Below are 12,790 nucleotides of genomic sequence, written 5' to 3'. Positions count from 1 at the left end.
TACATGCGGATGACGTGGCGCCGCTGCGGTTGCGGTCGCCGCTTCGCGGCGGCGGGTTTGTGGCCGCCTTCGGCGGCAAGCGGACCGGAAGGTCCGCGCACCCAGAGAGCCACCCCGGAGCGGCGGGGTTCTCTACATGCAGATGTCATGACGTCACTGCGAGCAATGAGCTTGCAGTAGAGACTCTCCCGCCGGGCAAGGCCGTGCTCTGGGTGCGCGGACCTTCTGGTCCGCTTCAGGGGCGGAGCCGCGAAGCGGCGCAGCCCCGGGAACACTGCCGCCGGCCAGCGGCCGGCGACCGCAGCCTCCTAGCCCGGCATCCGCTCCGGACTCCGCAGCCGTGGCCAGCGGCGCCGCACCTCTTCCAGTTCCACTCCAAGGCGGGCCGCGATCCGGTCCTGCCGGCGCGCCATGTCGGTCAAATCCACCGGATAGACGTTCCGCCGACTCGGATCGTCCAGGCCGATCAGGTTCCGTGACTCGATCGCCGGGCCGATCCGCCCGGCCAGCCCACCCGCCGTCACCGGGTCGGCCGAGCGCTCGTCGAGCTCCTCGAACAGCCGGCGGCGGACCTCTTCGTCCGCGCCGAGGAAACCCAGCCAGCACCAGCCCCCCTCCGGAGGGTCGAGCAACCGCTGCCGCAGCTCGTCGAAGCTCGCGGCCGCGAAGTAGGCCATTGCCGCGGCGGTGAAGCCCTCAAAGTCGTTCATCAGCCGGTAGGCGGCGACGAGCAGCCGGTCGATGTGGTCCGCCTCGACGGCCAGGAGCCGGCCGTACCTTTCGACCTCCGCCGGCGCCGGCAGCCCGCGGCGGCAGAGATCGGCGATCCGTTCCACGGCGAGCAGGCTCCAGGCGATGCCGGTCGAGAACATGGGGTCGGCGAAGGCGTAGCTGTGAGGCAGCAGCAGCCATCCCGGGCCCGCGGCCCGGTCACGGCGGTAGGCGACGCCCGACCGCGCCGCCAGGTCCCGCAGAGGCCGGTGGCCGGCGAACTGGGACGCCAGCGAGGGATAGCGAGCGAGCAGGCCGGCGAAGACCGCTTCGGCCCCGGACGCATCCGCACCGCCGCCACCGAGTTCTTCGATCGCCGCGGCGGCCGCCGGACGGTCTTCCGGAAGCAGGACGCCCGCGCTCACCGAGGCGTCGTCGAAGGCGAGCTGGTACATCCACCCCTCCTCCAGCAGGTGGTGGGCAGCGCTCCAGCGCTCGGGAAAGGGCGAATCCGGCCAGTCGTCGCCGCGGTCGAAGGAAGCGACGCCGTCGAAGTGCGAGTACACCAGCGTCGTCTGCAGCCGCGGCCGCAGCGACCGCGCGCCCAGACGCCCGGCAAGAGGCGATCCGCCCGTCGCGTCGACCAGGAGCCCGGCCTCGACCAGACGGTCGCCCGCCCGGATCCGGACCGGGCCGGCCTCCGGCTCATCCGGAATGGACAGCACCTCGACCGCGGTCTCCTCGCGGCAGTCCACGCCCTCGGACCGCGCCCGCTCGAACACGAAGCGGTCCACGTCCGCGCGGAGCCACTGGTTGTCCGCCACCTCCTCGTCCGGCGAAGCGGCAACGACCAGGCGGCCGCTGCCGGCCGTGTCCGGCACGAAGGCCCGGCCCGGACGGTGGGAGTAGAAGCAGAATCCCCGCTTCAGCCCACCGCCCACTTCGGGCAACCGGCGGCGCCAGCGCCCGTGGGCGGCCAGCGCCCAGAGATCGTCGAAGCCGTAGCGCACCGCCAGCCGCTCCAGGGCCAGATTGGCGAGCGGAGTGGAGGACTCGCCCAGCGCGAACCGCGGGTGGCGGCCGCGCTCCAGCAACAGCACGTCCCGGCCCTGCGCGTGAAGCGCCCGCCCCAGCACAGAACCCCCAAAACCCCCACCCGCAATAACTACCTCGCGCCGCTCGACGGTATCCCCGAGTAACCCGGGCCTTCTGGCCCGGGCCACGGTCGTGGCCGCTATACGACCCCCTCCCCGCCGCTCAGCCGCAGCACTCATCGCACCCGGTTCGTAGTGCCACACCCATCCGGTTCATCTCCCGGATCGCCGCCAGCCGCGCCGCCCGGCAGGCGCCGCACGCCGACTCCACGCGCCCGAGATCCCAGGGGTCCACCTGCACCGCTGCACGACTGCCGGCCGCTTCCATCCCCCGCGCCAGCGACTCCTCCACCAGCGCCAGATCCGGCGGCTCGAACCAGCCCAGCCGCTGCAGCCGTTCCAGTTCACCGTTGCCGCTCCGTACCGGGATCAGCGCCACCGAGCGGGCACCGACCTTCACCGCGTGCCGTACGCTCGCCGCCGCCCAGTGAGCCTGCTCCTCCGCCGGCACGAAGGGCACGCCGACCAGCACGAACACCCGCAGGCCGATGCCGTCCGCCTGGAGCCGCGCCGCGGCCCGGTCGAACTGCTCCACGGTCAACTGCTTGCCCAGCCGCGGCAGGGCCTCGGGATGCGCCGTCTCCAGGCCCATCGCCACTTCCAGACGGCCCCGGAGCCGGTCGCCGAAGCGTCGCACCCGGCCATCCACGAGGCGCGGGTGGCACTCGACGACCACCCGCTCGAACGCGTCGGCAAGCCGCGCGATCGGTTCCAGGTCGGCCTCCGGCACCGCGCGCGGCTCGAAGAAGTTGCTCGCGTTGTACAGCTTGAGCCGGTCGCAGCGTTCGAGACCCGCCTCGTCGAGCAGGCCGGGCAGATCCTCCAGGGCCGCCCGCAACTGCGCCGGCAGCGCGCCCTCCGGCGTCGGTCGGGGCGTGGTGTACCGCCACAGGTCGCAGAAGACGCAGGTGAACGGACACTCGGCCCCGGTCAGGAACACGGTCGCCCAGGGCCGGAGCTCACCATCGCGGCCCCGCTCCAGCTCGACCGTCACACCCTGGGACCGCCAGGGATCGTGCACCGGGCGCGGGGGTCGAAGGGCCCGCACGGCGGCCGGATCGAAGGCCGGTGGCGCCTGCCCGGACCCCGCCCTCATCGCCGCTATCGCCGCTACCCGTAAAGCGACTGGAAGTGCCGGCGGTACTGCTCGGGCGGGCGGTCGAAGGCGGCGGTGAACACGTCCGCCGACGCCGCGCCCTCCTGGAAGCGGCGCTTGGGGAAGACCGGGAAGTCGACGCCGAGAACCCGCTTCATCCCCCTCCGCACGACTTCGCCCTTCAGGTCGTACAGGGCCTGGTGCGAACCCCTGGTCAGCTCGTCGAAGGGGATCGCCTCCGCCACCGCGATCACCGCCGGCCGGGTGAACGGACTGAACCCCTCGAAGCCAAGCAGCCGCGCCGGCGCGTGGGTGCGGACGATCGCCCGGCCCAGACCTCCCGAGTAGGTCTGGGAGTGCTTGATCGCGTCGACGCCCCAACCCTCCTGGTAGAGCATCGGGTTGCCGACCACGCTGGTGATCGTCAGTTCGTCGTTCTCCTCCAGCGGGTAGTCCTTCAGGTTCTCGTCGCCGCCGTCGCCGTCGACCAGCAGCCGCCAGTCGGGGTAGCGCGCCCGAATGGCCCGCAGCAGCGCCAGGCCGACCGCGGCGCACTCGACGTCGAGCGGCTTGTAGTCCTCGATCACCTCGACGGCGGCCAGCGGATCGACCGCCGACGGTTCGGCCTCGACCTCCTCGCCCAGCATCTCGAGACCCGTGCGCCGCAGGAACTCGCGCGCCTGCCCGGCGTCCCCCGCGCCGTCGCCCACGCGGAGGGTGAACGCCTTCAGCCTCGCGGCGCTCTCGCCCGACTCGAGCAAAGCCCTGCAGAGCCCCACCAGCACGGCGCCGCTGTCGATGCCGCCCGAGAAGCAGACCCCGATCGGATCCCGCCCCCGCTCCGCCGGCAGCGCGGCCAGCCAGCCGCGAAGCTCGTACATCAGCGCCTCGACGTAGCGCTCTCCGATCACGTCGAGATCGGGTGGCAGCGTGCCCCGCGGCGGATCGAAGAACCGGTCGTGGGTCGGGGTCGGGTCCGGACAGCCGACCAGGCGCAGGGTCGTCGCGTGGTGAGCCGGCACCATCCGCGTGTAGGTCGGATGGAACTGGTCGATGTAGCCCTCGGCCTCAAGGCAATCCCTGATCTCGTCGATCCGCCCTGCGATGACCAGCATCGGTCCCGACGACTCCTTCGCCAGGAAGTACCGCATCGGCCGGTCCAGACTGCGGGCCATCACGACGTCGATCCCCCGGCGGGCCGCGAGCGCGAACGATCCGTCGATGCCCAGAACCGCCTCGGGCCCGCGCAGCAACCGCTGCCGGGCCTCGTCCGGCGTCAGGCTCCAGAGGCGCTGTTCGCTGTCGTCGATCAGGTTGAGAACACGGGCGATCGGCTTGTCCACGGCGGCTTCCTCCGCAAGGTCGGCGGTTGCCTGCATGGTACTGTCCCTCCAATGCTCAGGCACAGTCGAAGCACCGCCGCAGGGACCCCCGAACGGCTCCGGAACGCGTTCCGCGCCGCGGTTTTCGTCCTGGTCTGTACAGGTGTCTCGATCGCACACATCGGCTGCGGAGGCGAGCCGGAACCGGAGGCAACCGGCCCGATCGTCCTCGAGGAACTGGGGATCGGCCTCGTCGATCTGCCGCAAGGCTGTGCGCAGGCCGAGGCGAGCGACGGGCCGTTCGAGCTCGTCTGCGAGCTCATCGAGACGACGGAGACGCCGGCGGGGCCCGCGGGCACCGTCCGGTTCGAACTCGGCGAAACCAGCGACTTCGGCATCGAACTGGCGGACGTTTCCGCGCTCGATGTCCTCAGGGAGGAGCAGACTCCCCTGTTCGAGGCGTTGCCCGGAGGCGAGTTCCTGGGCGTCGGCGGAGCGCTCTTCTACGGACCGTTCGGACCCGCGCGCTACAGCCGCGGCCGCTTCCAGGCCGGGGACGGCACGACGCTCCAGCGGATCCGGTTCTTCATGGTCCATCCAACGCAGAACCGGCTCGTCACCCTGGTCTACGACCATCCGCCCGTCGACCGGGCGGACTCGGCGGCGCGGATCAATAACCATCTTCTCGTTCTCCTGGAGAACCTCCGGAGTTCGGACGACCTGCAAGCCGCCGCGGCCGAAGGCGAAGCCCAGACCGAATAGGCGGACCATCCGCCGGCGCGGCGGGGGCGGTTGACCGTGCTCCCCCGCTGGCTCGACGACGACGAGTTCCTCGAACCGGACCCGCAGGCCGGGGGCGACGAACCCGGGGCGACCCGCGGTCCCGTCTGGTGGCGCCCCGGTCATCGCGTCGGCCCGAAGACCCTCGCCGTCTTCAGCCGCCAGTTCGCGGTCCTGCTCGACGCCGGCCTGCCCCTGCTGCAGAGCCTGGAGATCCTGAGCGTCGAAGGCCAGCACCCCGGCCTGCGGCAGGCCCTTCTCCAGATGCGTGCCGAGGTCGAGGCGGGCTCGGGCCTCGCGGAAGCGATGAAGCGCCGCCCGCACGTGTTCGGCGACCTCTACGTCAACCTGGTCGCATCGGGCGAGGCCAGCGGCGCACTCCATACGGTGATGGATCGGCTGGCGACCCACGTCGAGAAGGTCGCGAAGCTGCGCAACCAGGTGCGCTCCGCCCTGACCTACCCGGTCGCCATTCTCACCGTGGCCGCCGCGGTCGTCTTCCTGATCCTGTGGAAGGTGATCCCGGTGTTTCAGCACCTGTTCGACGACATGGGCGGCGACCTGCCGGTCCTCACCCGGATCGTGGTCGGCATCAGCCAGTTCATCGGCGCCTACGTGCTCGTCCTAGTCGGGCTCGCGGGAGCGGCCGCGTTCGCCGCGAAGCGGCTCCTCGGAACCAGGCGTGGCCGCATGGCGGCCGACCGTCTGCTGCTGCGCCTGCCCGTCGCCGGCAAGCTGATGCTCCGCATCGTCGCCGGGCGCACCTGCCGCACGCTGTCGATCCTGCTCTCCTCGGGCATACCGATCCTGAGCGCGCTGTCGATCGCCGCCGACGCCGCCGGCAACGTCGTCGTCGCCGGCGCCCTGCGCACGGTCCGCCGGGAGGTCGAGCAGGGCCGTCCGATCAACCGGTCGCTCCGCCGCACCGGGATCTTCCCGGCCATGCTCTGCCAGATCGTCTACGTGGGGGAGCAGACCGGCACCCTGAGCCCCATGCTCACCCGCATCGCGGACTTCTATGAGGAGGAGGTCGACAACGACGTGGACAGCATGATGAAGCTCCTCGAGCCCGCCCTGATCAGCATCCTCGGCATCGTGATCGGCATCATCGTCATCTCGATGTACCTGCCGATGTACTCGGCGCTGACGCAGATCGGGTGATAGACAGACGCCCGCATGCTCTCGCCCGAGGAAGCCTGGGCCGCCATCGAGGCCGAAGCGGAGACGCTGGAGGTGGAACGGGTGAGCCGCGCCGACGCCGTCGGCCGCGTGCTGGCCGGCGGCCTGACCGCCACCGTGGACGTTCCCGCGCACGACGTCTCGGCGATGGACGGCTTCGCCCTCGGCGGGGATGTCGAACCGGGAACCGTCCTGCCGGTCGACGGCATCGTCGCCGCGGGTGACCCGCCAGGAGCGGAGCTTCGAAGCGGCGCGGCGCTGCGCATCATGACCGGAGCACCGACGCCGGCCGGCGCCGACCGCGTGATTCCGATCGAACAGACCGAGTTCGACGACTCCTCCGCCACGGGCGCCGGCGGCGCCGTTCGCATCGTGGAACCGGTGCCCGAGTCCAGGCACATCCGCCGCCAGGCCGAGGTCACCGCCGCCGGCGGGCCGCTGCTGGCGAAGGGAGAGCTCCTGACCCCGGGGGGCGCGGGCGTGCTGGCCACCCACGGCATCCACGAGGCGCCCGTCTACCGCCGGCCGACGGTCGCGACGCTCTCGACCGGCGACGAGGTCGTGCCGGCCGAAGTGGAACCTGGTCCGGGGCAGCTCCGCGACTCCCACCGGGACTTCCTCCGTGGCGCCCTCTCGCAGCTCGGCATCGAGACGCGCTCGCTGGGCATCGCGCGGGACGACCCGGCCGAACTGCGGACCAGGGTGGAACGCGGCCTGACATCGGACGTCCTCCTGATCTCGGGCGGCGTCTCGATGGGCGAGTTCGACTTCGTCGAGCAGGTCCTTGGCGACGCCGGTCTGGGCTGCCGCTTCCTCTTCGACGCGGTCGCGATCCAGCCCGGGAAGCCCCTGGTCGCGGCTCGCCACGACCGGGGATGGGTGTTCGGGCTGCCCGGAAACCCGGCCTCGGCCATGGTGACCTACTGGCTGTTCGTGCGGCCCCTGCTGCGGGTCATGACCGGCGCGGAAGACAGCTACTGGCGGGGCGCGCTCGCCGCCCGGCTCACCGCCGACCTGCCCGGGGCCAAGTGGCGCGACCGTTTTCTCCCCTGCCGGTTCCACGTGGAGGCCGCCGAGGTGCTGGTCGAACCGAGGCCGCCGCTCGGTTCCCACGATCTGGTCGCCTACGGAGCCGGCGCCGGCCTCGTCCGGGTGCCGAAACACAGCGCCCCGGCAACTGCGGGCGCGCCCTGCGAGGTCCTGCCGACGCTCGAGTGGACGTAGCTGGCAGTCCTCGGCAAAGACTGCTAACGACTGCTACAATCCGCCGCCGGCCATGCCTCTCTACGAGTACCAGTGCACCGAATGCGAGGCCACCCTGGAGGCGATCCAGGCGTTCTCCGCCCCGCCCCTCGAGGAATGCCCCGAGTGCGGCCGGAGCAGCCTGAAGAAGCTGCTCTCGGCCCCCGCCTTCCAGTTCAAGGGCAGCGGCTGGTACGTCAACGACTACGCCCGCAAGGCCAACGGCAACGGCGACGGCAGCAAGTCGAACGGCGACGCCGACAGCGGCAAGGCCGCCTCTTCCGACTCCTCGTCCGACTCGGGCAAGAAGTCCAGCGACTCGACCCCCTCGAAGAGCGAGACCTCTAGTACCTCCGCCACGCCGTAGCGGCCAGCGGATCCCCATCCCTCGCGCCAGCGGATCCCATCCCCTACAAGCGGGGCTGGGTCGAGGCCCTCAACCGCCAACGCCCGCCAGCCGGCGAGGGTCCGGGGGGCGGATACCAGGGGGCTTGGAGCGAGCGACGCCCGACGCCACTGCACACAACGACGCCCAACCGGAGCGAGCGGAATGCAGCGAGCGCCACACCCCCACCATCCGATCGAGCGCGAGCGGCCCCTGGAATCCGCCCCCCGGCCCCTCGCCGGCGGGTGAGCCCTTGGCGGAAGCGCATGGGAATCGAACCCACCCCCGTGACGCATCACGCCCCGGACAACGGTTTTGAAGACCGCAGGAGGCACCAGCCCCCGAGCGCTTCCGCCAGTCAGCATATCCTCGGTGCTTCAAGTAGAAACCACACGGGGAGCGCGACGATGAACACTCGGACTGGCCTGCCGCGGCGCCGCGAAGCGGCTCTCGGCCTCACCCTGCTGCTCCTGGCGTGCGGGGCCGACGCCCCGGCCGAAGGAGGCGCCGGCACCCAGGAGACGGAGGCCGTGGTGGACCTCGGGGAGCCGATCACCGCCAGCGGTCTCGTCATCGCGCTGCCGGCGGCCTGGAACCGTCTCGAGCCCAGGTCGCAGATGCGCATGCTGGAGGCCGAGATCCCCGGTTCGGGCGGCCCCGGCGAGATCTCCGCGTACTACTTCGGGCCCGGCGGGGGCGGGGGCCCGGCCGCGAACATCGAACGCTGGAAGAGCCAGGTCGTTCTTGACCCCAGCGCGCCGGCGCCAATCACGCAGAGCCGCGAGAGCGACGGAGTGCGCCGCACCTGGATCGAACTGGAGGGAACGGTCAAGGCAAGCACGATTGGCAGCTTCCCCACGACCGACCTGCCCGACTCAGCGCTCTACGGGGCGATCATCGAGGCCCCGGGCGGCCCCTGGTACCTGCGCGCCGTCGGCCCGGGAGCGACGATGCGGGAGCAGCGGCAGGCCTTCCTCGCCATGCTCGACAACGCCCGCCCGGAAGGCTAGGAAGCTGCGCCGCGGTGGTGGAGCCGATGGGAGTCGAACCCACGACCTCTTGAATGCCATTCAAGCGCTCTCCCAACTGAGCTACGGCCCCACGAGTCGGCGGCGCGAAAGTCTAGGAGCTTGCACCGCAGAACGCAAACGAGTTGAGTGCTGAGGTGCAAGCTCCTGACGAGGTGGGGGCTGGGGCCAAACACGGAGTCCGCGACGGGTTTGGCGGCGGTAGCAGCCGGCACCTCGACCGGCGGCGGCTCCTAGAACTGGTACGCCACGCCCACATGGGCGGAAGCGTACGTGCTGGCGGCGTCGATGTCGGCGTAGTGGCCGGAGAGTTCCACCACGACCGAGAGCCGCTTGTTGATCGGGAAGTCGCCGGTGACGCCCGCGGTCAAACCGGGTCCCTCCTCGGACTCGACGCCGTTGCCGAGCTGGTAGAGGCCGAGGCCGAAGAACACGCCCGACTGGTAGTAGAGCTCCTGGAAGCGGTACTCGCCCGCGACCGTCGCGTACTTGAAGGTCGGACTGGCCTGCGAACCCACCTGATCGCCGCTCAGGCTGATGCTGCCCAAGCGAACGCCTACCGCCGTGCGCGGCTGCGTGCGCCAGGTGAACGACGCCTGGACGCCGCTGTTGTCGGTTCCCTCGCTGAAGCTGCCGCCGATCGTGGGGCTGAGCGTGACGGTGTAGCTGTACCGCTCCTGGGCCCCTGCCGTGCTCGCGCCGACCAGCAGGAGGAGGACGATCGCCAGTAGCGGGACGACGGGGCGCGGCGCCCCCGGCCAGCTACGCCGGGGCCGGGACTGAGAATCCGATGCGGTCAAGTGGTTCTCCTCGTTCTTCGCGGCGGGCACTCTAGCAACCGGCACCCGTCGACAGCCAGGTACCCATGGAAGGGCGGGTGAAATTCGTCCTTGTCGGCAGGAATGACCCAGAACGGCCCACCCACCGGAAGACTGCCTACTTCCTTCTACGGATCCCGGCTGCGAAACGTACTGTCCGCCGCGGCTTTGAGATTCGGCCGCCATGCCGTTCGCGGCGCCAGACGCGTCATCGGGTTCGGCGTCGACCTGCTCCTGCCGCGCGTCTGTCTCGCTTGCGGGGCCCCGGCCCGCCGGAAACTGAGCCTGTGTCCGGACTGCCACCGCCTGCTGGAGCCTCCTCCCGGAGGCGCCGCGGCCGGCGGCCGCCTGGAGGGCTGCGACTCCTTCTTCTGGCTGTGGGCCTATCGGCGGCCGATCGACCGGGTCATCCTGGCCCTGAAGCACCAGCGCCTCGACTACCTGGGGCGCCACATCGCGGCCGAGGCCGTCGCCGTCCTGGGAATCAAACTGCGCCGCGCGGAGTTGATCGTCCCGATGCCGATGCACTGGCGCCGCCGGCTCGTTCGGGGGCGAAACCACGCCGAGTCGATCGCCCGTCCGCTGGCCGTGCAACTCGAACGCCCCCTCCGATCCGTCCTGCGGCGGCGGACCCTGGGCCGCCCCCAGGTCGGACGGAGCCGCCGCCAGCGGCTCGCCAACACCGATGTCGTGTTCCGCTGTCACCGGCCCGATGATGTCCACGACCGCGTCGTGCTCCTGGTCGACGACGTCGTGACCACCGGCGCCACCGCAGGTCGGGCCGCCCGCTGCCTGCGAGCCGCGGGCGCCGCGGAGGTCATCGTCTTCGTGCCGGCGCGAACGCCCGACCCGGCCCCCGACTCTTCCGCTATAGTGAATGGCTGACATGAATTGCCGGAACCATCCCGGCGACTCCCGGTCGACCGTGGCGCGAGTGCGCCTGCTCTCGGCTGGGGTCCTGGTGCCGGTCGCCGCGGTCGCGATGTTCGCCGCCGCGCCTGTCCGGGCCGGCCTCGACGTGCCCAGCCTCGGCGACCCGACGGCCGGGCGCCTGGTCGGCCGCGTTCAGACTGGCAAGGCGGCGCTCCCCGCCGCCCATGTCTACGTCTACGACGTCGCCGACAGCAGCAAGCAGCAGACGACGACCGACCGCTTCGGGCGCTACGCCTTCCAGCCTCTGCCGGCCGGCATCTACCGGGTCATCGCGCACCGTCCCGGTTACGTGCCCGCCGTGGCGGAGCTGACCAGGACCACGAGCGAATCGGTCCAGTCGCTCGACTTCGAGCTGGGCCGCCGCTCGGGCAAGGCCGGCAAGAAGGACGACGAAGAGGACTTCTGGTCGATCCGCGCCCGGATCCCCAGCGACGTGCTGCGCCAGATCCAGATCGCGGAGGCGATCGCGAACGACCAGGACTGGGGACTCGAGACGGCGATTCAGCGGGAGCGCTTCGAAGCGGAGCTCCGGACCCTCTCCGGTATCGAAGATGCGGGCACCGGCGGTGCGCTCGTGCTGGGCAGCCAGCTCGACCTCCGCAGCAGGTTCGGCGAAACGCAGCTCGCCCTCCGCTCCAACCTGCGCGAGTTCAAACGCCAGGCGTTCCGCAGTACCGGCACGGCGGAGCAGCCGCTCGGCGACAGCAAGGCGTTTGCCCTCGACGTGAACCACCGGGGCTCCAACATCCAGTTCACGTCGCAGCGCCACCGGTTCCTGGGCCCCCAGGCCGGATCCTGGGACGACTTCGGTCCCACGGGGATCGCCGGCCTGGACAGCTACGGCGTGCGGCTCGAGCAGGCCGCCGGCGCCGGTGACACCCACTTCGAGGCCCGGTACACCGCCGACAACAACTTCCACCACGGCTTCGGCGATCTCTACGCCGGACCTAGCGGAGTCCAGAGCCAGGCCCTGGCGGCGATCGACTCGCCCATGTCCTCGACCACGCTGGAGTTCCGCGGCGCCTACGAACGCCAGCTCACCGCCAGCACGTCCCTCGAGGCGGGCATCAGCTACCGCGAACGGCAGGCCTACGGCAACGGCCGGCTTTCCAGTTGGGGGGACGCCTCCTATCAGCGGTTCGACGTCTTCGGCCAGGGCGACTGGGAGATCCAGCCAACCGTCATCCTCGAGTACGGGATGTTCAGCACCCTGTCCGACGGCAGCCTCTCCTTCACGCCGCAGGCCGGCTTCGTGGTCGAACTGGGATCCCGCTGGCTGGCCGAGATCGCCGCGAGCCAGCGGGTCGACTCCGAACCGCTACTGTTCCGCGACTTCCTGCCCGTGCAGTACCAGGACGACGAGAACTGCAGCACGACCTACGAGCACTGCTACCGCGTGAAGCTCAGCCGGCGCCTCGGTGCATCGGACGGGGACCACCGCGTCGACTTCGGCGTCAACCGGCGGCAATTCGCCGACAACGCCCGCCTCTACTTCAGCCGCGACGTCTTCGACCGCCTGGAGAGCCTGCTGCTGGTCGAGGGCGACCAGGTCGAGGAATTCCAGTTCGGTCTCCAGCAGCGTCTCGGCGAGAAGATCCTGACCCGCGTCAGTTCCTCGGCGGCAGCCGGCGGAGGAGGCATGCTACGGACGGCACACGGTGACGGCAGCCTCCGCAACGAGGTTCGCTACCTCGTCGCCAGCGCCGACACGCAGTTCGAACGCAGTTCCACAGGCGTCCTGATCGCCTATCGCTGGGTCGAGCAGGAACTCACGCCCCTGACGCACGACCCGGCCGACTTCCGGCCCGCCGGCGCGGACACCGTGCTTTCCCTGGAACGCATCCGGATCGCGCTGACCCAGGACCTGCCCTGGGTCACGGGGCTGCAGAACTGGGCCCTGCAGCTCGAGATGCAGCTCAGCCGCGGTCACGTCCCGATCGATGCCGCCCAGGATCCGGATCAGCTCCGCCGCCGCGTCCTGGCCGGCATCGCGGTCCGCTTCTAGGAGTTCGGATCCGGCAGGCTGGACGGCGCCGTCGCGCGGACGGCGCGGTTCAAGAAACTGACGCCGAACCAACAGATTGAACCGCCGGCGGGCTCCGCCGCGCCTAACTTGCCCTAGAATCAAGGGCCAAGCGCCGA

General features: G+C 70.8%; 11 protein-coding genes and 2 tRNA genes. 7 read left to right on the top strand and 6 right to left on the bottom strand.

Annotated elements, in window-relative coordinates; all coding sequences use genetic code 11:
- Positions 1–308: 308 nt before the first annotated feature.
- From OXG83_17225 to OXG83_17215, 3 genes are read right to left on the bottom strand one after another with little or no spacing between them, the layout of a single operon-like run.
- Entirely contained in the window at positions 309–1,934 is a 1,626-nt protein-coding gene (locus OXG83_17225) for a tryptophan 7-halogenase (protein MCY3966762.1), read from the bottom strand.
- 34 nt (positions 1,935–1,968) lie between these two features.
- Positions 1,969–2,961 carry a radical SAM protein gene (locus OXG83_17220; GenBank protein MCY3966761.1) on the bottom strand — a complete coding sequence of 331 codons (993 nt, stop codon included), beginning with the start codon at positions 2,959–2,961 and terminating at the stop codon, positions 1,969–1,971.
- Between the two features lie 14 nt (positions 2,962–2,975).
- Positions 2,976–4,340, bottom strand: coding sequence for an asparagine synthase-related protein (locus OXG83_17215; protein MCY3966760.1), 1,365 nt, complete (start codon positions 4,338–4,340; stop codon positions 2,976–2,978).
- 15 nt (positions 4,341–4,355) lie between these two features.
- Here OXG83_17215 and OXG83_17210 point away from each other — a divergent pair, with 15 nt between their 5' ends.
- From OXG83_17210 to OXG83_17195, 4 genes are read left to right on the top strand one after another with little or no spacing between them, the layout of a single operon-like run.
- Complete coding sequence (locus OXG83_17210; protein MCY3966759.1) at positions 4,356–5,045, top strand: hypothetical protein; 690 nt, start codon at positions 4,356–4,358, stop codon at positions 5,043–5,045.
- Positions 5,046–5,081: 36 nt separating this feature from the next.
- Positions 5,082–6,224 carry a type II secretion system F family protein gene (locus tag OXG83_17205; GenBank protein MCY3966758.1) on the top strand — a complete coding sequence of 381 codons (1,143 nt, stop codon included), beginning with the start codon at positions 5,082–5,084 and terminating at the stop codon, positions 6,222–6,224.
- 15 nt (positions 6,225–6,239) lie between these two features.
- Positions 6,240–7,466 carry a molybdopterin molybdotransferase MoeA gene (locus tag OXG83_17200; protein ID MCY3966757.1) on the top strand — a complete coding sequence of 409 codons (1,227 nt, stop codon included), beginning with the start codon at positions 6,240–6,242 and terminating at the stop codon, positions 7,464–7,466.
- 52 nt (positions 7,467–7,518) lie between these two features.
- The gene (locus tag OXG83_17195) at positions 7,519–7,851 is read left to right on the top strand and encodes a zinc ribbon domain-containing protein (GenBank protein ID MCY3966756.1); all 333 of its coding nucleotides are present in this window, start codon (positions 7,519–7,521) and stop codon (positions 7,849–7,851) included.
- Positions 7,852–8,123: 272 nt separating this feature from the next.
- Here OXG83_17195 and OXG83_17190 read toward each other — a convergent pair.
- Positions 8,124–8,222 (bottom strand) — tRNA-Sec (locus OXG83_17190).
- 54 nt (positions 8,223–8,276) lie between these two features.
- Here OXG83_17190 and OXG83_17185 point away from each other — a divergent pair.
- Complete coding sequence (locus tag OXG83_17185; GenBank protein ID MCY3966755.1) at positions 8,277–8,879, top strand: hypothetical protein; 603 nt, start codon at positions 8,277–8,279, stop codon at positions 8,877–8,879.
- Positions 8,880–8,894: 15 nt separating this feature from the next.
- On the opposite strand, the gene OXG83_17180 is transcribed toward OXG83_17185, so the two are convergent.
- A tRNA-Ala gene (locus OXG83_17180) sits at positions 8,895–8,970 on the bottom strand.
- Positions 8,971–9,130: 160 nt separating this feature from the next.
- Positions 9,131–9,697 (bottom strand): hypothetical protein, encoded by a 567-nt coding sequence (locus OXG83_17175; GenBank protein MCY3966754.1) that lies wholly within the window; start codon positions 9,695–9,697, stop codon positions 9,131–9,133.
- 186 nt (positions 9,698–9,883) lie between these two features.
- Between OXG83_17175 and OXG83_17170 the strand changes: the two genes are divergently transcribed.
- Together OXG83_17170 and OXG83_17165 are read left to right on the top strand one after the other, a co-directional pair.
- Positions 9,884–10,600: a phosphoribosyltransferase family protein gene (locus OXG83_17170; protein MCY3966753.1), complete on the top strand. Its 717-nt coding sequence runs from the start codon at positions 9,884–9,886 to the stop codon at positions 10,598–10,600.
- Between the two features lies 1 nt (position 10,601).
- A complete protein-coding gene (locus OXG83_17165) occupies positions 10,602–12,653 on the top strand; it encodes a carboxypeptidase-like regulatory domain-containing protein (GenBank protein ID MCY3966752.1) in 2,052 nt (683 codons plus the stop codon).
- Positions 12,654–12,790: the final 137 nt, after the last annotated feature.

The sequence above is a fragment of the Acidobacteriota bacterium genome (assembly GCA_026707545.1).
Lineage (GTDB): Bacteria > Acidobacteriota > Thermoanaerobaculia > Multivoradales > Multivoraceae > Multivorans.
Note: the sequence above shows the minus strand (reverse complement) of the source record. Positions and strands in the feature narration are given on the sequence as shown.